This is a genomic window from Azospirillum sp. UFLA03-27, from assembly GCF_059803775.1.
Map to the genome: position 1 here is coordinate 1 of NZ_JAUQTX010000102.1, position 21,500 is coordinate 21,500.

At 70.2% G+C, this 21,500-nt stretch carries 18 protein-coding genes; 11 read left to right on the forward strand and 7 right to left on the reverse strand.

Annotated elements, in window-relative coordinates:
- The first annotated feature begins 62 nt into the window (after positions 1 to 62).
- The 7 genes from Q4I23_RS16400 to Q4I23_RS16430 all read left to right on the forward strand — a co-directional run bounded on the left by Q4I23_RS16400 (position 63) and on the right by Q4I23_RS16430 (position 8,641).
- Positions 63 to 425, forward strand: coding sequence for a hypothetical protein (locus Q4I23_RS16400; RefSeq protein ID WP_247896496.1), 363 nt, complete (start codon positions 63 to 65; stop codon positions 423 to 425).
- A complete protein-coding gene (locus Q4I23_RS16405; protein ID WP_498526907.1) occupies positions 425 to 1,051 on the forward strand; it encodes a chemotaxis protein CheW in 627 nt (208 codons plus the stop codon). Before Q4I23_RS16400 ends, Q4I23_RS16405 begins: the two co-directional genes overlap by 1 nt.
- Positions 1,048 to 2,727, forward strand: a complete 1,680-nt coding sequence (locus Q4I23_RS16410) for a methyl-accepting chemotaxis protein (protein WP_498526908.1) — start codon at positions 1,048 to 1,050, stop codon at positions 2,725 to 2,727. The genes Q4I23_RS16405 and Q4I23_RS16410 overlap by 4 nt, the downstream gene beginning before the upstream one ends.
- Before the next feature lie 61 nt (positions 2,728 to 2,788).
- Positions 2,789 to 5,059, forward strand: coding sequence for a hybrid sensor histidine kinase/response regulator (locus Q4I23_RS16415; RefSeq protein WP_498526909.1), 2,271 nt, complete (start codon positions 2,789 to 2,791; stop codon positions 5,057 to 5,059).
- Positions 5,056 to 6,156, forward strand: coding sequence for a chemotaxis protein CheB (locus Q4I23_RS16420; protein ID WP_498526910.1), 1,101 nt, complete (start codon positions 5,056 to 5,058; stop codon positions 6,154 to 6,156). The genes Q4I23_RS16415 and Q4I23_RS16420 overlap by 4 nt, the downstream gene beginning before the upstream one ends.
- Positions 6,153 to 6,953, forward strand: a complete 801-nt coding sequence (locus Q4I23_RS16425; protein WP_454017340.1) for a response regulator — start codon at positions 6,153 to 6,155, stop codon at positions 6,951 to 6,953. Before Q4I23_RS16420 ends, Q4I23_RS16425 begins: the two co-directional genes overlap by 4 nt.
- 152 nt (positions 6,954 to 7,105) lie before the next feature.
- Entirely contained in the window at positions 7,106 to 8,641 is a 1,536-nt protein-coding gene (locus Q4I23_RS16430) for a hybrid sensor histidine kinase/response regulator (protein ID WP_498526911.1), read from the forward strand.
- 36 nt (positions 8,642 to 8,677) lie between these two features.
- Here the strand turns inward: Q4I23_RS16430 and fdhD are convergent, their stop codons facing one another.
- The 4 genes from fdhD to fdnG all read right to left on the reverse strand — a co-directional run bounded on the left by fdhD (position 8,678) and on the right by fdnG (position 14,367).
- Positions 8,678 to 9,496, reverse strand: a complete 819-nt coding sequence (gene fdhD, locus Q4I23_RS16435; protein ID WP_498526912.1) for a formate dehydrogenase accessory sulfurtransferase FdhD — start codon at positions 9,494 to 9,496, stop codon at positions 8,678 to 8,680.
- Between the two features lie 228 nt (positions 9,497 to 9,724).
- Entirely contained in the window at positions 9,725 to 10,357 is a 633-nt protein-coding gene (locus tag Q4I23_RS16440; protein WP_454017337.1) for a formate dehydrogenase subunit gamma, read from the reverse strand.
- Positions 10,354 to 11,283: a formate dehydrogenase subunit beta gene (gene fdxH, locus Q4I23_RS16445; protein ID WP_035677773.1), complete on the reverse strand. Its 930-nt coding sequence runs from the start codon at positions 11,281 to 11,283 to the stop codon at positions 10,354 to 10,356. The genes Q4I23_RS16440 and fdxH overlap by 4 nt, the downstream gene beginning before the upstream one ends.
- 3 nt (positions 11,284 to 11,286) lie before the next feature.
- Positions 11,287 to 14,367, reverse strand: a complete 3,081-nt coding sequence (gene fdnG / locus Q4I23_RS16450; protein ID WP_498526913.1) for a formate dehydrogenase-N subunit alpha — start codon at positions 14,365 to 14,367, stop codon at positions 11,287 to 11,289.
- Positions 14,368 to 14,859: 492 nt separating this feature from the next.
- Here fdnG and fdhE point away from each other — a divergent pair, with 492 nt between their 5' ends.
- Positions 14,860 to 15,759 carry a formate dehydrogenase accessory protein FdhE gene (gene fdhE / locus Q4I23_RS16455; protein ID WP_498526914.1) on the forward strand — a complete coding sequence of 300 codons (900 nt, stop codon included), beginning with the start codon at positions 14,860 to 14,862 and terminating at the stop codon, positions 15,757 to 15,759.
- A 22-nt stretch (positions 15,760 to 15,781) separates the two neighbouring features.
- On the opposite strand, the gene Q4I23_RS16460 is transcribed toward fdhE, so the two are convergent.
- Positions 15,782 to 17,914, reverse strand: coding sequence for a cache domain-containing protein (locus Q4I23_RS16460; protein WP_498526915.1), 2,133 nt, complete (start codon positions 17,912 to 17,914; stop codon positions 15,782 to 15,784).
- Positions 17,911 to 19,401 carry a sigma-54-dependent transcriptional regulator gene (locus tag Q4I23_RS16465; RefSeq protein ID WP_454017333.1) on the reverse strand — a complete coding sequence of 497 codons (1,491 nt, stop codon included), beginning with the start codon at positions 19,399 to 19,401 and terminating at the stop codon, positions 17,911 to 17,913. Before Q4I23_RS16465 ends, Q4I23_RS16460 begins: the two co-directional genes overlap by 4 nt.
- 159 nt (positions 19,402 to 19,560) lie before the next feature.
- Between Q4I23_RS16465 and Q4I23_RS16470 the strand changes: the two genes are divergently transcribed.
- Together Q4I23_RS16470 and Q4I23_RS16475 are read left to right on the forward strand one after the other, a co-directional pair.
- Positions 19,561 to 20,346 (forward strand): class II aldolase/adducin family protein, encoded by a 786-nt coding sequence (locus Q4I23_RS16470; protein ID WP_498526916.1) that lies wholly within the window; start codon positions 19,561 to 19,563, stop codon positions 20,344 to 20,346.
- A gap of 42 nt (positions 20,347 to 20,388) precedes the next feature.
- Positions 20,389 to 20,577, forward strand: coding sequence for a 4-oxalocrotonate tautomerase (locus Q4I23_RS16475; RefSeq protein WP_035669961.1), 189 nt, complete (start codon positions 20,389 to 20,391; stop codon positions 20,575 to 20,577).
- Between the two features lie 87 nt (positions 20,578 to 20,664).
- Here Q4I23_RS16475 and Q4I23_RS16480 read toward each other — a convergent pair whose 3' ends face one another.
- The gene (locus tag Q4I23_RS16480) at positions 20,665 to 20,967 is read right to left on the reverse strand and encodes a hypothetical protein (protein ID WP_014197964.1); all 303 of its coding nucleotides are present in this window, start codon (positions 20,965 to 20,967) and stop codon (positions 20,665 to 20,667) included.
- 146 nt (positions 20,968 to 21,113) lie between these two features.
- Between Q4I23_RS16480 and Q4I23_RS16485 the strand changes: the two genes are divergently transcribed.
- Positions 21,114 to 21,350 carry a hypothetical protein gene (locus tag Q4I23_RS16485; protein ID WP_498526917.1) on the forward strand — a complete coding sequence of 79 codons (237 nt, stop codon included), beginning with the start codon at positions 21,114 to 21,116 and terminating at the stop codon, positions 21,348 to 21,350.
- Positions 21,351 to 21,500: the final 150 nt, after the last annotated feature.

The window sequence follows — 21,500 nt, forward strand, 5'->3', positions numbered from 1 at the left end:
GGAGATGTGTATAAGAGACAGCCCCGCAGCCACCGGCGGGACCCCCGGCCGGCAATCCCGCCGTGGCCGACGGCGACCGGGCGGCGGCGCTGGACGCCTGCATCGCCCTGGCCGAGCGCAACCGCCTCGACCCCGTGGTCCATTTCCGGTTGGGTCTCCTGGAGGAGGAGCTGGGCGTCGGCGACCCGATCGCCGCCTTCAAGCGGGCGCTCTATCTGGATTCCGACTTCGCGCTGGCCGACTACCATCTGGCGCTGGCCTATTGGCGGCGCGGCAAGCTGGCCCCGGCGCAGCGCCATTTCCGCAACGCCCGTGCCACCGTCGCCGCCCACGACGCGACGGAACTGGTGGCCGAGGGCGGCGGCCTGACCGTGGCCGAGCTGCGGAGCATGATCGACCTCTGGTTCTCGGGTGAGGAGCCGTGATGGACGACCGGATCGGAACCGGAGAGGCGGCCGAAGTGAAAGACGCCATCGATTGGGCCGCTGTCCGCGCGCGCCTGGCCCTTCAAGGCAGGGAGGCGGAAGCCGCCGCGGCGCCGGGCGGCGCCTGGGCCGACGCGCTGCTGCTGCGCCGCGCCGAGGATCTGGCGCGCGTCCCCTCCTCCATCGAGACCGACGCCGCGGCGGAAGCCGAGGCGCCGGTCACCCTGCTGGCCGGGCGCGGCGCGGACGGGTCCTACGGGCTGGACCTGCGTCACCTGTCCCGCATCGTGCCGCTGCCGCGGGTGGCGCGGGTGCCCCACGCACCGCCGGAGCTGCTGGGGCTGATCGCCATCGACGGGCGGGTGATGCGCCTGTTCGACGTGGACCGGCTGTGCGGACGCAACGCCGTTCCCGCCGGCGGCGGCTTCGCCGTCGTGCTGCGCGGCGGCGAGCGGCCGGTGGCGCTGCGCCTACGCACCGTGGACACGGTGATGGAGCTGGATGGAACCGACCTGAAGGCCCCGCCGGAAGCCGGGACCTTCGTCACCGCCATCACCCGGAGCCGCATCGCCGTGCTGGACGTGCCGGCGATCCTGGAGACGCTGAGGAGCATGAAAGAAGAATGAAACTGAAGGTCAAGCACAAGCTGATGCTCAGCTTCGGGGTCGTCTGCCTGCTGACCGGGCTGCTGGCGGCGTTCCAGATGATGCGGTTCGCGGACGGCATGAAGGTCATGATGGGCATCGCCACCTACGACATCCAGGTGTCGGAGGCGGTGCGCGAGATCGAGGTGACCGAGAGCAACCTGCGCAGCTTCCGCGAGGCGGCGACCCACGCGGCGGAGTTGGCCCAGGTCCAGGGCGCGCCGCCGCCGGACATCACGCAGCTGCGCCAGCGCTACCGCGACGGTTCGGCGGTGATGTTCGAGCAGATCAGCAAGCTCAAGCGGATTGCCGGCGAGCGGGCCGAGGACGGCACCACGGAGGACCGCCGCCGCATCTGGGGCGAGCTGGTCACCCAGATAAACAGCTTCGACCAGCATTCGCGTCGCATGCTGGAGGAAGCCAACACGCTGATGGAGCGGGTGGCCGCCGGGACCGAACCGGAGGCGCTGGCGCGTCTGACGCGGGTGGAGGAGATGCGGGTGGCCATGGCGGACCAGCTCGCCAGCCTGCACAGCGACATCAGCCGCCTGTCGGAGGCCGGGCGCCAGAACATCCGCGCCCTCTATGACGACGCGGTGCGCTCCTCGATCCTGGCGCTGGTCATCGTGGTGGCCCTGGCCGTCGCCATCGCCATCCTGATCGGCAGCTCGGTCACCAAGCGGCTCGGCACCGCCATCGGCTACGTCACCCAGGTGGGCAAGGGCGACCTGACCAAGACGGTGGTCGTGCCCGGCGACGACGAGCTGGCCGAACTGGGCACCCACCTCAACGAGATGACCGGCAACCTGCGCAGCATGGCCAGGACCACCCGCGCCACGGCCGAGAGCATGCACGCCGCGACCGCGCAGATCCGCGCCTCCACCCAGCAGCAGGCGGCCAGCGTCGCCCAGCAGCTCGCCGCCGTGGAGGAGACGACGGCGACGCTCAGCGAGATCACCGAATCCGGCGCGCAGATCAACCGCCGCGCCCAGGACGTGGCGCAGAACGCCCAGGTCGCCGCGTCCAACTCCGAGACCGGCCTGAAGGCGGTGGAGGACACCAACCAGGCGATGGACGCCATCCGCGAGCAGGCGGAGGCGGTCGCCGAGAACATTGTCATCCTGTCGGAGCGCACCCAGGCGATCGGCGAGATCATCCTGACCGTCAACGACATCGCCGAGCGCTGCCACCTGCTGGCCCTGAACGCCGCCATCGAGGCCGCCGCCGCCGGTGAGCACGGCCGGACCTTCGCCGTCGTGGCGAGCGAGATCAAGAGCCTCGCCGACCAGTCGAAGGAGGCCACCGCCCAGGTCCGTTCCAACCTCAGCGAGATCCAGCACGGCATCAACGCCTCGGTCATGCTGACGGAGGAGGCGGTGAAGCGCGTCGGCGCCGGCAAGCGCCAGACCGACGCCACCCAATCGACCATCCGCGACCTCGCCGAGAGCGTGCAGGAGAGCGTGCTCGCCTTCCAGCAGATCGTCGCCGGGACCAACCAGCAGCAGATCGGCCTGGAGCAGGTGATCCAGGCGCTGCAGAACATCCGCGAGGCGAGCAGCCAGACCGCCGCCGGCACCCGCCAGCTCGAAGGGGCCGCCACCAACCTCAACGATCTCGGCCAGGGTCTGGTCGAGGCCGTGCGGAACTACCGCGTGTGACCATGGCGACGGCACGCGGCGGCGAGGGCACGGACAAGGACGGACGGAAGGTGCCGGCGGCATGAACGACATCCGCGCGCGCCTGCTCGCCGCCTTCGACCTGGAGCACAAGGAGCATCTCGCGGCCATCCGCGAGGCTCTGCGCGCGGTGGAGAAGGACCCGGCGCACCTCCCCGATCTGGTGGAGATCCACCGCCGCGCCCACAGCCTGAAGGGCGCCGCCCGCGCCGTGGACCTGCCGGAGGTCGAGCGGCTGTCCCACTGGCTGGAGGCCGCCTTCATCGCCATCCAGCGCGGCACGGTGCCCTTCGACGCGGCGGCCCGCGACGTGGTGCGCCGCGCGCTGGACGCCATCGAGGACGTGGTGGCCTGGGCGACCCGCGGCGGCGGCGAGGTGGACATCGCCGAGGTGCTGGCCGAACTGACCCGCATGGGCGGTGAGGGCGGCGGCCCGGAACCGGTCCAGCGCCGCCCCTCTCCCGGCCCATCCCCCGCCGCTCCGGGCGCGGATGCCGCCCGTGATGCCTCGCCAACCGCCGCACCGCGCCGCGCCCAAACCACCGGACCCGCCGAAAACGCGGCGCTGGTCCGCATCCGCGCCGCCGGGCTGGAACGGCTGTTCACCGCCGCCGCCGGCCTCCTGCCGGAGATCGAGAACCAGTCCGCCCTGGTCGCCGAGCTGCGCGAACTGCGCGGCGAATGGCGCGCCCTGGAGCGGAGCTGGCATGCCATGCGGCCCCGCCTGCTCCGCGGCTCCCATGATGCCGCGGGGTCCGGCGCCACCAGCTTCGCGGGCGACGAGACGGCCCTGCGCCTGTCCTCCTTCGAGCGGCGGTTCCGCGCGCTCGGCGCCTCGCTGGACGCGGCGCACCGCGCCCATGACCGGCATCTCTGGTCGCTGCGCCGCTGGGGCAGCGGCTTCCAGGACGAGGTGCGGCAGCTCCGCATGCTGCCGGCGGAGTCCCAGTTCAGCAACCTCGGCCGTATGATCCGCGACATCAGCCGCGCCCAGGGCAAGGAGGTCGAGGCGGACATCCGCGGGCTGGAGACCCAGGCCGACCGGGTGGTCCTGCAACGGCTGAAGGACCCGGTGCTGCACATCGCGCGCAACGCCGTCAGCCACGGCGTCGAAACCCCTCAGGAGCGGGTGGCCGCGGGCAAGCGCGCCGCGGCGACCGTCCGCTTCGAAGCCTCGGTCGTCGGGCGCCGGCTCGTCCTGCGCATCGAGGACGACGGGCGCGGCCCGAACCGCGCGGCCATCGCCCGCCACGCCGTCGAGCGCGGCCTGCTGGGCGCCGACGAGGCGGAGGCGGCGCCGGAGGAACGGCTGCTCGACCTGATCTTCGAGCCGGGCTTCTCCACCGCCCCCACCGCGAACGAATATGCCGGGCGCGGCATGGGCCTCGCCATCGTGCGGCGGGAGGTCACCCGGCTCCAAGGCTCGGTGACGCTGGCCGCGCGCGAGGGCGGCGGGACCGTCGTCACGGTGGAGGTGCCGCTCAGCCTGCTCAGCCAGCGGCTGGTCTTCGTGGCGGTCCAGGACGACATCCTGGCGATTCCCAGCAACGACGTGGCGCGCGTGCTGCGCGTCCCGGCGGACACGCTGTTCACCGACCTCGCCGCCCCGACCATCCGGCTGGAGGAGGAGGACGTTCCGGTGACGCCGATGGCCGCCTTGCTCGGCTACGACGGCGCCATGCCGCAGGGCAACGGGGCGCCGCTGGCGCTCGTCATCCTGCGCACCGCCGGGCGGCGGGTCGCCCTGGTCGTGGACGCGCTGCTGGCCACCCGCGACTCGGTGGTCACCCCGGCGGAGGAGGTGGGAATCGACGCCGCCCGCTTCCTCGGCACCGTGTTGATGGACGACGGATCGCCGGCCCTTGTGCTGAATCCCGCCGCCCTGTCGCCGCGCCCCGGCATGGCCCTGCCGCCGCTGGTCCGTCCGGTCGACGAGTCGGAGCGGCGGCGGCCGCACATTTTGGTTGTGGACGACTCCATCACCACGCGAACTCTGGAAAAGAGCATCCTGGAGGCCCATGGTTACCGGGTCACGCTGTGCGTGGATGGGCGCGAGGCGGTCGAAACGCTCGGCGAGCTGGAGGATGTGAACCTGATCATCAGCGACGTGGAGATGCCGAGGATGGACGGGTTCGCCCTGCTCCAAGCCGTCAAGGGCAACCCCATGACCTCCGACCTGCCGGTGATCCTGGTCACCTCGCGCGCCAGCGACGAGGACCGCGAGCGCGGGCTGGACCTCGGCGCCGACGCCTACATCGTCAAGACCCGCTTCGACCAGAACGAGCTTCTGGCCGGCATCCGGCGGCTGCTGTGACCGGCGCCCGCAAGATCCGCGTCCTGGTGGTGGAGGACTCGCCGGTCGTCCAGCAGCTCCTCGCCCACGTCATCGGCGAGGACCCGCGGCTGGAGCTGGCCGGCATCGCCGCGTCGGGCGAGCAGGCTCTGCGCATGGTCGTCTCGCTGAAGCCGGACGTGGTGTCGCTCGACATCCGCCTGCCGGGGATCGACGGCTTCGCCGTGACCGAGCGGCTGATGCGGGAGCATCCCGTGCCCATCGTCGTCGTCGCCTCCGACGTGCGCGACCTGGACATCCCGATGCGGGCGCTCCAGGCCGGGGCGCTGGCCGTGGTGGAAAAGCCGGGCAGCATGGCCCGCGCCGACTATCAGACCGTCGCCCGTCATCTCTGCACCCAGCTCACCATCATGAGCCAGGTCAAGGTGATCCGGCAGCGCGGGCGCCCGCGCAACGGCGACGAGGAGCCCGTCGGCACCAACGGCCGCCGCAGGGGCGCCAGCGTCCCGACGCCGCCGCCCCTGCCGCCGTCCGTGGTGAAGCGGCAGTTCCGCGCGCTGGGGATCACCGCTTCGACGGGCGGGCCGGCGGCGCTGGTGAAGCTGCTGCGCGGGCTGCCGACCAACTTCCCCCTGCCCGTCTTCGTCGTGCAGCACATCGGCGCGCCCTTCGTGGCCGGCTTCGCCTCCTGGCTGGGGTCGGTCACGCCGCTGCCGGTGGCGCTGGCCTCCGACGGGCCGCACCGGCCCGGTCACGTCTATGTCGCCCCCGGCGAGCTTCATCTGACCGCCGAGCCCGGCGGGATGCGGCTGGTCCACGGCGATCCGGTCTGCGGCCAGAGGCCGTCCGGGGACGTGCTGTTCTCCTCCCTGGCCTCGGCCTTCGGCGCCGCCGCCATCGGCGTGCTGCTGACCGGCATGGGGGAGGACGGGGCACGCGGCCTCACCGACATGCACCGCGCGGGTGCCTACACCATCGCGGAGCACGCCTCCACCGCGGTCATCCACAGCATGCCGGGGACCGCGGTCCGGCTGGGAGGCGTTACCGAGGAGCTGCCCATCGACAAGGTGGCGGCCCGTTTGCTGGAACTGGTTTCGACGGGAGTGGAGCCCTCATGAGTGGACCCAGGGCACTGATCGTCATCGCTTCGCAGACACAGGGACTACTCCTGAAGCTGATGCTGGAGGAGCAGGGCATCGAGGCGAGCTGCGTCGAAACGGTGGAGCCGGCGGTCGCGGAACTGTCGCGCCGTCCCTTCGACCTGCTGATGGTCGAGGCCGACGGCGAGGCCGCCCGCACCCTGACGGAGCTGCGGCGGCGCTGCCCGGCCCCGGCCATGCTGCTGGGTTCGGCGGAACGGGCGGCGGAGGCCGGCGTTCCCGCCGACGTGCATCGGGTGGACCCCGCCGATACCCAGGGCGTGGTGCAGCAGGCCATGACGCTGCTCGACCGGCGCAACGCGCCGCCGACCGTGTCCGACATCCTGCGGCGGGCGCGCATCCTGGTGGTGGACGACAGCGCGACCTACCGGGAGTTCCTGCGCGCCGAGCTGGAGGAGGACGGCTGTCACGTCGTCGCCGCGCGCAACGCCGACGAGGCGGTGGCGGCGCTGGAGGACGGCGGGCTGGACTGCGTGATCCTCGACCTCGTGATGCCGGGCACCAGCGGCACCCAGCTGTGCGAGCGGTTCGACCGTTTCCGCCGGCGCCGCGGCCTGTTCTTCCAGATCGTCATCCTGACCAGCCAGGAGGGCGACGACCGCCTGACCGCCAGCCTGACCGCCGGCGCCGACGACTTCGTCGGCAAGTCGCAGCCGATGGACATCCTGAAGATCCGTCTGATGGCCCTGCTCCGCCGGAAATACATGGTGGAGGACCATCTCGCCCGCCTGTCGCCCCCAATGCCTTCCGCATAGAAGGCGTATAGGGCTTTCAGGCGCTTTCATCCCCAGTGCACCAAAGGTTAAGGTGCTACACCTTCAGCTCTAGCGGGTAGAGAGAGACCGACGTGACGCCTCGGCACAGGAACAGGACCAGCATCGACACCGCGCCAGCGGAGACGGAGTGCGTGGAGAACGCGCTGCGCGTCTGCCGCGCCGCCGCGTTGCCGGCCTTCGTTCTGACCGGGCCGTCGCACGCTGCCACCCTCTTCGCCAACGACGCGCTCTGCGCCCTCCTCGGCAAGGAGCCGGCGGTGGGCGGGCAGCCGGCCCCGGCCTGGTTCGGGCCGGTCTGGCCGGCGGTGCTGGGCGCCGTCGATCCGCTGTTCTCCGGCGACACCGGGGAGCCGGTCGGCATCGAGCTTCTGCCCGTGGGCGACGCCGACCCCGCGGCGTTCGAGGGCGTGCCGCTGACCCAGGACGGGCAGACGGTCGCCGTGCTGGCCCTGGCCACCCAAGCGGCGCCCGACGACCGGGTCGTCGCCCGCATGGAGAGGGAGATGCGCGCGGAGATCGAACGGACCACCGCCGCGCGCTCCCGCTTCCTGGCCTCGGCCAGCCACGACCTGCGCCAGCCCTTCCAGGCGATGCGCCTGTTCCTCGACGCGCTGTGCAGCCAGATCAGCGACGAGAAGGCTCTGAGCACGGCCGAGATGCTGGGCAACGCCATGACGGCGGGCGAGCGGCTGCTGAACGCGCTGCTCGACATCTCCACGCTGGACGCCGGCACGGTCACGCCGGACCCGCAGACGGTCTCCCTGGACGAGCTTCTGGGCCAGCTCGTCGAGGAGTTCCGCCCGCAGAGCGAGGAGAAGGGCCTGCGCCTGCGCGCCCGCCTGTGCCCCGGCACGGTGAAGACCGACCCGGTGCTGTTCGGCCGGGTGATGCGCAATCTGCTGACCAACGCCATCCGCTACACCCGGCACGGCGGCCTGCTCCTCGCCATGCGGCGGCGCGGCAACCGCTGGCGCATCGATGTGTGGGACACCGGCTTCGGCATCCCCGAGGAGCAACTCACCGCCATCTTCGACGAGTTCCACCAGCTCCAGAATCCCAACCGCGACCCCACCCGCGGCCTCGGCCTCGGCCTCGCCATCGTGCGCCGGCTGGCGGAACTTCTCGGTCTTCAGGTGGAGGTGCGGTCGCGCATCGGGCGCGGCACCGTCTTCTCCATCTCGCTGGAAGCCGCGAGCCCGCTGGCCGAACCGCCGTGCAGCCACGTTTCCCCGCCGCCCTCCACCGCCTCGGCGCCGCCCCTGACCGGGATGACGGTGCTGGCCGTGGACGACGAGGCGATGGTGCTGACCGGCCTGCAGATGATCCTGGAAAGCTGGGGCTGCACCGTCGCCGCCGCGGGCGACATGCGGGAGGTCTTCGCGGTGCTGGACGGCCTGCCCGACGCGCCGTCGGTCATCCTGACCGACCTGCGGCTGCCTGGAAAGGTGTCCGGCTTCGACGTGATCGACCGGGTGCGCCGCCTGTACGGGCAGGAGATTCCCGCCGTGGTGCTCAGCGGCGAGACGGCCCAGAGCGCGCTTCTGGAAGGCCAGCGCCGCGGCTGCTCCTTCCTGCACAAGCCCCTCCACCCCGGCGATCTGCGGCAGGTCCTGGAGCGGCTGCGCGGGGGCGAGGACAAGGGTGAAGAAAAGGGCGAGGGGGAGTAAGCCCACCTCCTCCCGCCACGTCCGTCGCGGAGCCGCTTACACCCAGCGGTCGCCGTGGCTGTAGACGACCAACCGGTCGCCGCGGGCGAAGCCGGCCAGCGACACGCCGCAGCTTTCCGCCATGCGCACCGCCATGCCGGTGGGGGCGGAGATGGCGACCAGCCCGCTGATGCCCAGCCGGGCGGCCTTCTGCACCAGCTCGTAGCTGGCGCGGCTGGAGGTCAGGACGAAGCCGCCCTGCCGGTCCACGCCCGTGCGCACCAGCCAGCCGATCAGCTTGTCCAGCGCGTTGTGGCGGCCGACATCCTCGCGCACCGCCAGGATGGTCCCTGACGCGTCCACCCAGGCGACGCCGTGCGCCGCCCCGGTGGCGCGGTGCAGGATCTGGCGTTCGGCGAAGCGGGCCAGCGCCCGCTCCACCGCCGCCACCGACAGCCGCCCGCCCGAGGGGACGGGCTGGCCGGACCGGGCGATGGCCTGGAGGCTTTCCACGCCGCAGACGCCGCAACCCGACCGTCCGGCAATGCTCCGCCGCTTGCCCTTCAGCGCCATGAAGCGCTCCATCGGGATCTCCATGCGGACCTCGATCCCGTCGCAGCCCTCCACCACCCGCAGACTCTCCAGTTCCTCCGCGTCGGCGATGATCCCCTCCGTCAGGGAGAAGCCGAGGCCGAACTCCTCCAGGTCGTCGGGGGTCGCCAGCATCACCGCATGGACGATGCCGTTGTAGGCGATGGCGACGGGCACCTCCTCCACCACCGCGTCGTCGCAGAGCTGGGCGGCGTCCGGACCCAGCCGCAGGACGGTCATGCGATGGGTGGTGGAGGGCGCAGCGAAGTCCGTGGCGAGGCTCATGGCGGTGTCTTTCCTAGTAAATTCCCCTCTCCCCTCTGGGGAGAGGGTCAGGGTGAGGGGGGTGCGCTGTTGCCGGGCGTTCCGCCATGCGCAACCCCCTCACCGGCTCTCAGCGGATGCCAGAGGCATCCGCCTGCCGCCGTCAGCGCTAGGCCTCTGGCCAGCGCGAGAGGCCCTGCGGGCCACCCTCTCCCCAGAGGGGAGAGGGTTAAGAGCGCCCTCAAGCGATCAGTGCCCGGTTTCCTTGCCGGTTACCTGACGGAACCAACGCGGATGGTGTTTGCGCGCCCAGGCGTGGGTGACGACACCCTCGACCATCGCGCGGATCGTGCCCTGCACCCACAGCGCAGCGTAGACATGGACGATGATGCTGGCGATCAGCACCAGCGCGCTGGCGGCGTGGACCAGAAGCGCCACGCGGATGATCGGGATCGGGAAATAGCCCGCGAAATAGGGCCGCCACGCGATCACCCCCGACACCAGCAGCAGGATCATGCACAGCACCATGACCCAGAACATGCCCTTCTGGCCGCCGTTGTAGCGGCCGATGTCGCCGACCTCGTTGCCCTTCATCACCTCCTTCACCGACATCATCCACGTCACATCCTCCTTGTTGATGAGGTTGTGGTGGGCGTAGCGGAAGAACTGGCGGGCGAAGGCCAGGACCATCACCACCCCGACGAAGGGATGGACGATGCGGGCGAGCTGCGGCGTGCCGAACACGCCGGTCAGCCAGAAGAAGGCCGGGTAGAAGAAGGCCAGCCCGGAGATGGCGAGCAGAACGAAGCAGACCGCCACGATCCAGTGGTTGATGCGCTCCGCGGCGCAGTAGCGTTGGATCAGCTTTTCCGACGTCTTCACAGCGCGTTCTCCCGTTCCTTGTGCTTGGTTCCTTGGGCGGGCGGGACCGGCGGCGTGCCGTGATCCGCCTCGTCCTCGTCATCGGCGCGGTTCGGGCCGACCGTGATGTAATGGAAGAAGCCGAACAGGCCGGCGGCGGCGACGCCCAGCGTCGCCAGCGGCTTCAGCATGCCCTTCCACACCCCGACGACGGCGCTGATCGACGGGTTGTCCGGCAGGCCGGAGTAGAGCGCCGGCTTGTCGGCGTGGTGCAGCACGTACATGACGTGGGTGCCGCCCACCCCGGCGGGGTCGTAGAGGCCCGCCTGATCGTAGCCGCGCGACTGGAGGTCGGTGATGCGGGTCTGGGCGACCTCGATCATGTCCTCCTTGCTGCCGAACTGGATGGCCCCGGTCGGGCAGGTCTTGACGCAGGCCGGCTCCTGTCCCACCGCGACGCGGTCGGAGCAGAGGTTGCACTTGTAGGCCTTGCTGTCGGCCGGGCTGAGGCGCGGCACGTTGAACGGGCAGCCGGAGATGCAGTAGCCGCAGCCGATGCAGTTCTCTTGATGGAAGTCCACGATGCCGTTCTTGAACTGCACGATGGCGCCCGGCGACGGGCAGGCCTTCAGGCAGCCGGGGTCGGCGCAGTGCATGCAGCCGTCCTTGCGGATCAGCCACTCCAGCTTGCCCTTCTCCTCCACCTCGTTGAAGCGCATCACCGTCCAGGCCTGCGAGGACAGGTCGGTCGGGTTGTCGTAGACGCCGACGCAGGTGCCGACCTCGGCGCGCAGCTCGTTCCATTCCGAGCAGGCGACCTGGCAGGCCTTGCAGCCGATGCAGACCGTGGTGTCGATCAGCTTCGCCACCTCCTGCGGGTTGCGGGCCTGCGGGGTCGGCGTCGGGGTGGCGGACCGGCGCAGGATATCAAGGGATTGCAGTGCCATGACTTACGCCACTCCGATCTTCTCGACGTTCACGAGGAACGCCTTGTATTCCGGGGTCTGGGTGTTGCAGTCGCCGACCGCGGGCGGCAGCGTGTTGGACAGGAAGCCCTTCTTGGCCACCGTCTCCCAGCCCCAGTGCAGGGGGATGCCGATCTGGTGGACGGTGCGGCCCGCCACCTTCAGGGCCTTGATGCGCTTGGTCACCACGGCCTTGGCCTTGATGTGGCCGCGCTTGGAGGAGACCTGAACCCAGTCGCCGGCCTGGATGCCCTTCTCCGCCGCCAGCGTCTCGCCGATCTCCACGAACTGCTCCGGCTGGGCGATGGCGTTCAGCCGCACGCTCTTGGTCCAGAACTGGAAATGCTCGGTCAGGCGGTAGGTGGTGCCGACGTAGGGGAACTGGTCATGGGTGCCCAGCCGCTCGCGGTCGGCCTTGAAGATGCGCACCGCCGGGCTGCTGACCACCTTCGGGTGCAGCGGGTTGGTGCCGAGCGGGCTTTCCATCGGCTCGTAATGCTCGGGGAAGGGGCCGTCCACCAGCTTGTCGGTGCAGAACAGCCGCCCGACGCCCTCCGGGTTCATGATGAAGGGGTTCATCCCGTCGGCCGGCGGCGAGTCCACCTTGAAGTCCGGCACGTCGGCGCCCGCCCAGGCGGTGCCGTTCCACGCGATCAGATTGCGCTTGGGGTCCCAGGGCTTGCCCGACGGGTCGCAGGAGGCGCGGTTGTAGATGATGCGGCGGTTGGCGGGCCACGCCCAGGCCCAACCCGGCGTGTTGCCGAGGCCCGCGTCGGTGTTGTCGCGCCGGGCCATCTGGTTGCCCGCCTGCGTCCAGCAGCCGGCGAAGATCCAGCAGGCGCTCATCGTCGTGCCGTCGTCGCGCAGCAGGGCGAAGTTCGGGATCTGCTCCCCCTTGCGGGCCAGGAACTTGGTCGGGTCCTTGGGGTCGGGGATGTCGGCCAGCGCGCGGCCGTTCAGCTCCTTCGCCAGCTCCTCCGGCGTCGGCTCCAGCGGGTTCTTGTAGGGCCAGGAGAGGTTGAGGATCGGCTCCGGCGCGGTGCCGCTCTCCTTGGCGTAGAGGGCGCGGACGGCCATGAACAGCTCGGCCAGGATTTCCTGGTCGGTCTTCGCCTCGCCCGGCGGGTTGGCGCCCTTCCAGTGCCACTGCAGCCAGCGCGAGGAGTTGACGATGGCGCCGTCCTCCTCGGCGAAGCAGGTGGAGGGCAGGCGGAACACCTCGGTCTTGATCGACGCGGTGTCGACCTCGTTGACCTCGCCGTGGTTCTGCCAGAAGGAGGCGGTCTCCGTGGCGATCGGGTCGATCACCACCATGTATTTCAGCTTGGCGAAGTCCGCCGCCGTCTTGCGCGCGTCGGGGAAGGAGGTCAGCGGGTTGAAGCCCTGGACGATGAAGCCGTTGACCTTGCCGTTGTGCATCAGGTCCATGACCTGCAGCACGTCGTACATCTTGTCCCACTTGGGCAGCCAGTCGTAGCCCCAGTCGTTCTCCGCCGTCGCCTTGTCGCCCCAGAACCACTTCAGCAGGCTGACGAAGAATTTCGGCGTGTTGGCCCAGAAGTTGAGCTGGCCCGGCGCCTGCGCCTTCGGCGCGGTCTTGGCGATGTAGTCGGCGAAGGTCGGGTGCGCCTTCTCCGACGGCAGGGTCAGATAGCCCGGCAGGTTGGTGGACAGCAGGCCGAGGTCGGACAGGCCCTGGATGTTGGAGTGGCCGCGCAGGGCGTTCACGCCGCCGCCCGGCATGCCGATGTTGCCCAGGAGGAGCTGGATCATCGCCATGGTGCGGATGTTCTGGGCGCCCACCGTGTGCTGCGTCCAGCCCAGCGCGTAGAGGATCGTGCCGACCCGGTCGCGCACCGCCGTGGAGCCGAGATGCTGGCAGACGCGCAGGAAGCCGTCCTTCGGCGTGCCGGTCAGGTCCTCGACCAGTTCCGGCGTGTAGCGCGCGTAGTGGGCCTTCATCAGGTTCCACACGCAGCGCGGATGCTGGAGCGTCGGGTCGGTCTTCGCGGTGTTCCCATCCGCCTCGACCTCGTAGTTCCAGGACGAGCGGTCGTACTGGCCCTTGGCCGCGTCGTAGCCGCTGAACAGCCCGTCCTCGAACCCGTAGCCTTCCTTCACGATGTAGGCGGCGTTGGTGTAGGCGCGGACATACTCCCACTGGATCTTGTCGTTGGCGACCAGCCAGTTGATGACGCCGCCCAGGAACACGATGTCGGAGCCGGCGCGGATCGGCAGATACTCGTCGGCCACCGCGGCGGAGCGGTTGTAGCGCGGGTCGACGACGACGATGCGCGCGCCGCGCTTCTTCGCCTCGACCGCCCACTTGAAGCCGACCGGGTGTGCCTCCGCCGGGTTGCCGCCCATGATCAGGATGAAGTCGGCGTTGGAAATGTCCACCCAGGTGTTGGTCATCGCCCCGCGCCCGAAGGTCGAGGCCAACGCCGACACGGTCGGGCCGTGGCAGACGCGGGCCTGCGCGTCGGTGCCGACGATGCCCAGCGAGCGCATGACCTTCTGCGTCAGGATGCCCGTCTCGTTGGACGAGGCCGAAGCGGTCAGCATGGCGGTGGACAGCCAGCGGTTCACCGTCACGCCGTCGGCGGTCCTGGTGACGAAGTTGGCGTCGCGGTCGTCCTTGATGTGGCGGGCGATGCGCTCGATCGCCTCATGCCAGGAGATGCGCTTCCAGCTGTTGGAGCCGGCCTCGCGGACCTCCGGATATTTCAGGCGGTTCGGGCTGTGGATGAAGTCCAGCAGGCCGGCGCCCTTCGGGCAGAGCGAGCCGCGGCTGACCGGATGGTCGGGGTCGCCCTCGATGTGGATGATCTCGGCCTTGGCGTTCTTGGCGCCGTCGCCCAGACTGTACATCAGCAGGCCGCAGCCGACCGAGCAGTAGGGGCAGGTGTTGCGGATCTCCTTGGCGCGGGCGAGGCGGAACTGGCGCACCTCGGCCAGCGCCTCGGACGGCAGGAAGCCCAGAACCCCCATGCTGGAGGCGGCGAGACCGCCCGCCGTGACCTTCAAGAAATGCCGCCGTGATACCTGCATGGGTGTGATGGGCATGAAACCTCCCTGATGTCGGCCCTGGTGTCAGGATGTGCCGGCCCGGCGCTTGAGCGCCTGGAACCGGTGGCGCGCGCGCCGTCCGGGGTTGACCCGGCCGGAGCGACGCATCCCCCAAAGGGCAGATTCCGTGCCAGCCGGGGCTTATGGCGGAATGCGGTGCGTTTGCTGGGGCGGACGGACGGACCGGCCATGCCCGCACCGCTCTGAGGGACATTTTGTCCAGCCGGCGATGGACAAAATGTCCGTAACGTTTGTGTGGAGGACAATCTGTCGGGGGTTGGCGCCGTCAAAATCCCCTCTCCCCTCTGGGGAGAGGGTCAGGGTGAGGGGGTTGCGCATTTGCCGGACGTAGCGCAATGGGCACCCCTCACCGCCCGCTTCGCGGGCACCCTCTCCCCAGAGGGGAGAGGGCTATTCGTCCTCCTGGCACCGTTCTTGCGCTGTGCTATCCCTTCCGACTGTTCGTGATCCGTGACCGGGAAAGCCACCATGACCGCCTCTTCCTCCGACGCCCCGATTTTCGAAGCGGCGATGTCCGAAGCGACTGCCGCCGCCATGGCCGCCGCCGGTCTGGTGCCGGGCCAGTCGCCGGCCCCGCTGCGCCTGCCCGATGCGGCGATCTTCGCCCGGCGGGCGGCGCGCCTGCGCGCGCTGGCGGAGGGGCACGCCATGGGCGACTGGCTGCGCTTCGTCGCCACGCTGGCCGACGCCCAGGCGGCGGTGGCCGCCACCCCCGCCACGCTGCCGCCGGAGGAGCAGTGGGCCGCTGACCTGCGCGCCCTGGCCGCCCGGCTCGACACCCTGCCCGGCGGCGCGCGCGAGGCCCTGGCCGCGCTCGCCGCGTCCGACGCCGACACCTTGGAGGCGCTGGCCGGGCGCTGGGCCGGCGACGCGCTGGAGGACGGCGACCTCGCCGCAGCACCCTGCCTGGCTGCGGCCTTGCAGACCGCCTGGACGCGCCACGCCGCAGCGCTCGATCCCACGTCGGTGACCACCCACGCCACCGCCACCGTCTGCCCAGTCTGCGGCGGCGCGCCGGTCGCCGGCGTGTTGCAGGTCGGCATGGAGAGCGGCGGCCTGCGCTATCTCCATTGCGGGATCTGCCACACCGCCTGGCACCATGTGCGCTCGTCCTGTGTGGCCTGCGGCGACGGCAAGGACGTGTCCCAGCGCTTCGTCGAAGGGGCGGACGGCACGGAAGCCAACGGCGCGGTGCGGGCGGAGACCTGCGACGCCTGCCACAGCTATCTGAAGCTGCTGTTCCTGGAGAAGGCGCCGGGCCTCGACCCGGTGGCCGACGACCTCGCCACCCTGGCGCTCGACCTGCTGCTGGGCGAGGAGGAGTACCGCCGCATCGGCGTCAACCCGTTCCTGGCGGTTGCCGGGTAAAGAGACGCCGGGTAAAGGGGGATCAGCCCCCCGCGGTGATCCGCTGGGCGGCGAAGAAGGGCGCGGTCGGTTGGTCGGAATAGACGGCCTGCCGCCGCAGCCACAGGGTGAAGCGGGTGCCGCGCCCCGGATCGCTCTCCACCGTGATCCGCCCGCCGTAGCGCTGGACGATGGCGTAGCTGATCGACAGGCCGAGCCCCGTCCCGGTCTGCTTCTTGGTGGTGAAGAAGGGGTCGAAGATGCGGGCCAGATCGCCCGCCGCGATGCCGTGGCCGGTGTCCTCGACCCCCACCAGCACCCCCTCAAAGGGGTCTGCCCCCGGCAGACGCTCGTCCGGGCCGATGTCGCGGCTGTCCAGAGTCAGGCGGCCGCCCTCCGGCATCGCCTGCATGGCGTTGACGATCAGGTTGATCAGCACCTGCTGAAGCTCGCCGCGGTTCATCTCCACCGGGCCGCCCGCCTGGGCCTTCATCGTCACCACGACCCGCGCCCGGTTCAGGTTGTGCCGGGTCAGCACCAGACAGTCGGACAGCACGCCGTTCACGTCGGTCGGCTCGGCGTAGCCGGCGAAGTCGCCGGGCCGGGCGAATTGCAGCAGCTTGGTCACGATGGCGTGGATGCGCCGGGTCTGCTCGTCGATCAGCCGGACCTCCTGGCGCACCGGCTCGATCCCGTCGCCCAGCACCTCGCGCAGCAGGTCGAGATTGCCCTGGATCACCGCAACCGGGTTGTTGATCTCGTGCGCCACCCCGGCGGTCAGTTCGCCGATGGCGGTCAGCTTCTCGTTCATCACCAGCTGCTGCTGGGCACGGCGCAGGGTGGCGTTAGCCTCCTCCAGCGCGGCGGTGCGCAGCGCCACCTTGCGGTCCAGCTCCTCGGCGGAGCGCTGAAGCTCCCAGCGCCGCGCCGCCACGGAATCCAGCAGATGGTCGAAGGCGCGGGCCAGCCGCCCCAGCTCGTCCCGGCTGGCGGTGGGGCCGATGCGTGCGGAATCCTCGCCCCCCTCGATGCGGGCGATGACGCCGGCCATGCGCTCCAGCGGACGGAAGATGGCCCGCGCGCCGCGCAGCCCCACCAGCGTCCCCAGCCCCGACACCAGCAGGAACAGCAGGAACAGCCCGGCCAGCGCCTTGTACAGCGTGTCACGCAGCGGCGATTCCAGGAACCCGACATAGAGCATGCCGATTCGCCGCCCGGCGGTGTCGGCCAGCGGCTGGTAGCCCGACACATAGGTGTCGTTGACCACGAAGGCGGAGCCCAGCCACGGCTCGCCGCGGTCCAGCACCTTGTCCGCCACCGCCTGCGACGCCCGGGTGCCCAGCGCCCGCTGCCCCTCGAACAGCCGGACGTTGGTGGCGATGCGGGTGTCGCCGAGGAACAGGGTGGCGGTGCCCTGACTGCCCAGCGGCAGCGAGGCGTCCTGATAGACGATGGTGTTCAGCCGGTCGACGATGCCCTGGTTGCCGTTCAGCAGCACCCCACCTTCCAGCACCCCGAGCAGACGGCCGTCCGGCCCGTCGAAGGGAATGGCGACCTGGATGACCAGCCCGCGGTCCTCGACGCCACGGGGATCGGGCCGGGCGGCGCGGGTCGGCACCAGCGGCGTGTGGGCGGCCCGGCGCAGCGCGGGGTTCAGCGCCTCCAGTTCCGCCGGAGCGAAGACCTCCAGCCCGTGCTGCGCGTAGCCGTGCAGCGCCTCGCGCACCACCGACCAGCCGCTGCGGTCCGCCGGGACGGCGAAGGACCCGCCCGCCCGCACCATGCCCCCGGCGTCGAGCAGCAGCAGATAGTCCAGCCCGTGCTCCTCCGCCTCCTCGTCGAGCAGCCGGCGCAGGTCGGCGGGCGTCCCGCGCTCCAGAACCAGGGCCAGCCGGTGGGAGGTCGCCACCCCCTCCAGCCCGTTGCGCAGCGACATCTGCACCCGGTCGAAGAACTGCCGCGCCGTCCCCAGGTCGGAGCTGACCTTGTTGACCAGAAGCTGGTCGTAACCCTGCGTCCCCCAGGCCCAGACGATCATCAGCAGAACCGGCGCGCCGACCAGCAGCGGCGCCAGCACCAGCGCCAGCAGCTTGAGCCGGACCGACTCCGCGTAAGCCGCCGCCAGCCGCTTCAGCATGTTGGGCCGGGGCGGATGGAGGCGGGATGGAGGCGTCACACCCCCCATTCCACGCATTTCCGGTCCAGCGTCTTGCGCGACACGCCCAGCAGATCGGCGGCGCGCGCCTTGCTGCCGTCGCAGCGCGCCAGCACGGTCAGGATATGGCGCTTCTCCACCTCGGCCAGCGGCAGCACGTCACTGTCGCCGTCCATGCGGACATGGCGGACCGGACAGGGGGCGCAGGGCGGGTTTCCGGCCACCGCCGCGGCGCACAGGCTGGGATCCGCGGCCAGGCCGGCCTCCACCGCCGCGGCGTTGGCGGTGTCCAGATCGTCGAGCGGAAATTCGCCGAGCAGCAGCGACCGCTCCACGAAATTCCGCAGCTCCCGCACGTTGCCGGGCCAGGAATGGCACATCAGCGCCTTTGTCACCTCCGGCGTCAGGGTCAGCGGCGGCACGGCCAGCCGCGCCGGCAGGAAGCGCATGAACAGCGCGGCCAGTTCCGGCACGTCCACCGCGCGCTGGCGCAGCGGCGGGATGGTCAGCGTCATCACCTCCAGCCGGTAGAACAGGTCCGGGCGGAAGCGGCCCGCCGCGGCCTCCGCCTTCAGGTCGCGGTTGGTGGCGGTGACCACGCGGACATCCACCGGCACCTCCTGCTCGCTGCCGACCGGGCGGATGCGCCGCTCCTCCAGCACGCGCAGCAGCTTGGATTGCAACGTCAGCGACAGCTCGCCGATCTCGTCCAGGAACAGCGTGCCGCCGTGGGCGTAGTAGAACAGCCCTTTGCGCGCGTCCTTGGCCCCGGTGAAGGCGCCCCGGGCGTGGCCAAACAGCTCCGCCTCGATCAGGTCGGCGGAGATCGCCGCGCAGTTCACCGCCACGAAGGGCCGGTCTGCGCGCGGCGACAGGTCGTGCAGCGCGCGGGCGACCAGTTCCTTGCCCACGCCGGACTCGCCCTGGATCAGCACGGTGGACGGGGTCGGCGCCACCCGCTGCACCAGCGAGCGCAGCCGCACCATGGCGTCCGACCGCCCGACGATCTCGTCGCGCCCATTGTCCTTCTTCGACAGCTGTCGGCGCAGCACGTAGTTCTCGCGGGTCAGCCGGGTGCGCTCGACGCAGCGGTCGATGGAATTCAGGATCTGCTCAACTCGGAAGGGTTTCAGCACGAAATCCGCGGCACCGGAGCGCAGGGCGTCGATGGCCGTGTCCATATCGGCGAAGGCGGTGACCAGGATCACCTCCCCGGCGTAGCCGCCGGCCATCAGCTCCTTCAGCCAGTCCAGCCCCGAGCGGCCCGGCAGGGCGACGTCGAGGATGATCACCTCGGCGTGGATGCGCTCCAGCTTCTGGGCGCCCTCCTCGGCGCTGCCCGCCACCTCGACCCGCCAGCCGCGCCGCTCCAGCGCGCGCGACAGAAAGCTGCAGATGCCCTCCTCGTCGTCCACCACGAGGATGGAGGGCTTCGCCTGGTCCTCCATCCGGCTCCCTTCCGGCGCGCTGCGGTCGGACGGGGTGGAGACTGGCGCGGTGATGGTCATCGGTGTGCACTCGGCGGCGGAAAGCTCCACAGTCTAAGGGACCGCAACCAAGCCGGGCCAGTGATTTCCAAAATCCGGAATAGTTCCAGCGTCCCGCTTGGACAACCGCGCCGCGCCATGCGACGCTCCCCCGCTCATCGCACAGACCGGGAGCCGACCGTGACGGACACCAGCGGATCATTCGTCCATGCCGGACCGCGCATCGCCGGCGCCGATGTCAGTGACGCCGAATGGCAAGCCCGTATCGATCTCGCCGCCGCCTACCGTCTGGTCGCCGAGCGCGGCTGGGACGACCTGATCTACACCCACATCTCGCTGGCCGTGCCGGAGGAGCCGGGGCGCTTCCTCATCAACCCCTTCGGCCTGACTTTCGACGAGGTGACCGCCTCCAACCTCGTGAAGATCGACATCCACGGCGCCATCATCGGCGACAGCCCCCACCCGGTGAACGCCACCGGTTTCGTCATCCATGGCGCCGTCCATGCGGCGCGCGAAGACGCGCGCTGCGTCATGCACCTCCACAACGAGGCGGCGGTGGCGGTGTCGATGCTGAAGGACGGGCTCCTCCCGCTGTCCCAGCACGCTTTGCGCTTTTACCGCGACCTCGCCTACCATCGCTACGAAGGGCTGGCCCTGACCGACAGCGAGAAGGTCCGCCTCGTCGCCAATCTCGGCTCCTGCCGGGCGATGCTGCTTCACAACCACGGCAGTCTGGTGACCGGGCGCACGGTGGCGGAGGCCTTCTGCCTGATGGACATGCTGGACAAGGCGTGCCGGATGCAGCTCGCCGCGCAGGCGGCCGGCGCGGAACTGGTGTCGCCGGCGCCGGAGCTGTGCGACAAGACCTACCGGCAGCTCACCGCCGATCCGGAGCCGGAGGGCGAACTGGAGTGGCCGGCGCTGCTGCGACGCCTGGACCGGCGCTGCCCGGACTACAGGAGCTGAGCTTTCCGGACCGCGGTCCGCAACAAAGGGGATGGAACGACTATGCCGCTGATCAACGTTCAGCTTTTCGAAGGCCGCACGCTGGAGCAGAAGCGCGCCTACGCCAAGGCGCTCACCGACGCCTCGGTCGAGGTGCTCGGCTGCAGCCCGGAGGCGGTCGATGTCATCTTCCACGACGTGAAGAAGAGCGATTGGGCCAGCGGCGGCAAGCTGTGGTCCGATCCCGAGTGACATCCACTTCCCGGATGCCCATGGGAAGCGCTGCTCACCCCATGGGCATCCGGACAAAAAACAGGCACGCCAATCCCTGGCCGGCGGTCAAACCGCTCCCACCGTCTTCCCGGTCAGGCGATAAACCGCGGTGGCGACTGCCCGGTCCTCGCTGTCACCGACCTCCATGCGCCGGTCGATGTAGTTGCCGAGAAACTCGACCAGCGCGTCGCGGGTGACCGACTGCACCCACTGGCCATGTCGGCCATAGGCTTGCAGCGTCCAGAATTCCGAGGCCATCAGCGCCGAGCGGACGGATTTGGACGAGCCGTCCCAATGGGACCACAGAAAGTCGATGGCACTCTGAGCGACCGTAATCACCAAACCGGCATTGATTCCGCGTGACGCCATCGTAGTCTCCCTCTCAGCTTGCCGAGCGGACGCTCGTGAACGGAACTCGTTCAGCAAAAGCAGTGCCAGGGATACCGAAACAAAAAGCCGTACCTCGTTCGGATGCGATTCGCCTGAAATCCAGACCAGACACGGGAGGAGTGGCCATGAACGCGCAGGAAGAGCAACGGGCGCGCGACGCGCTGAAATGCATCGACCGCGATCTCGACGCGCTCGACATCCAGATCGCCGCCTTGCAGGCGCGGCAACGATCCGGGACCTCCCTCGACCAATACATCCGCGTCCGCGACGCCCTGCTGACCGAGGCCCAGACGATCCTGACCCAGCTCGACCACCGTCCCGGCAACCAGTCCCCTCCCCCGCCGGTGGCGGAGGAGGGTTAGGGAGGGGGCCCAGGACGGCGGCTGGACACGACGAAAAACCGGCGCCTTCCGTTGGGGAAAGCGCCGGCCTTGTCGTTCATGAAGCCGATTGTCAAGTGTGTTTGAAACCCATCCATCCAAGTCCTTGATGGCTTGGCGTGTGCCGTGGTG

Coding starts and splice junctions, on each gene's coding strand:
- Q4I23_RS16405 (WP_498526907.1), top strand. CDS start 425: ATGGACGACCGGATCGGAACCGGAGAGGCGGCCGAAGTGAAAGACGCC.
- Q4I23_RS16410 (WP_498526908.1), top strand. CDS start 1,048: ATGAAACTGAAGGTCAAGCACAAGCTGATGCTCAGCTTCGGGGTCGTC.
- Q4I23_RS16415 (WP_498526909.1), top strand. CDS start 2,789: ATGAACGACATCCGCGCGCGCCTGCTCGCCGCCTTCGACCTGGAGCAC.
- Q4I23_RS16425 (WP_454017340.1), top strand. CDS start 6,153: ATGAGTGGACCCAGGGCACTGATCGTCATCGCTTCGCAGACACAGGGA.
- fdhD (WP_498526912.1), bottom strand. CDS start 9,496: ATGAGCCTCGCCACGGACTTCGCTGCGCCCTCCACCACCCATCGCATG.
- fdxH (WP_035677773.1), bottom strand. CDS start 11,283: ATGGCACTGCAATCCCTTGATATCCTGCGCCGGTCCGCCACCCCGACG.
- fdnG (WP_498526913.1), bottom strand. CDS start 14,367: ATGCCCATCACACCCATGCAGGTATCACGGCGGCATTTCTTGAAGGTC.
- fdhE (WP_498526914.1), top strand. CDS start 14,860: ATGACCGCCTCTTCCTCCGACGCCCCGATTTTCGAAGCGGCGATGTCC.
- Q4I23_RS16465 (WP_454017333.1), bottom strand. CDS start 19,401: ATGACCATCACCGCGCCAGTCTCCACCCCGTCCGACCGCAGCGCGCCG.
- Q4I23_RS16475 (WP_035669961.1), top strand. CDS start 20,389: ATGCCGCTGATCAACGTTCAGCTTTTCGAAGGCCGCACGCTGGAGCAG.
- Q4I23_RS16480 (WP_014197964.1), bottom strand. CDS start 20,967: ATGGCGTCACGCGGAATCAATGCCGGTTTGGTGATTACGGTCGCTCAG.
- Q4I23_RS16485 (WP_498526917.1), top strand. CDS start 21,114: ATGAACGCGCAGGAAGAGCAACGGGCGCGCGACGCGCTGAAATGCATC.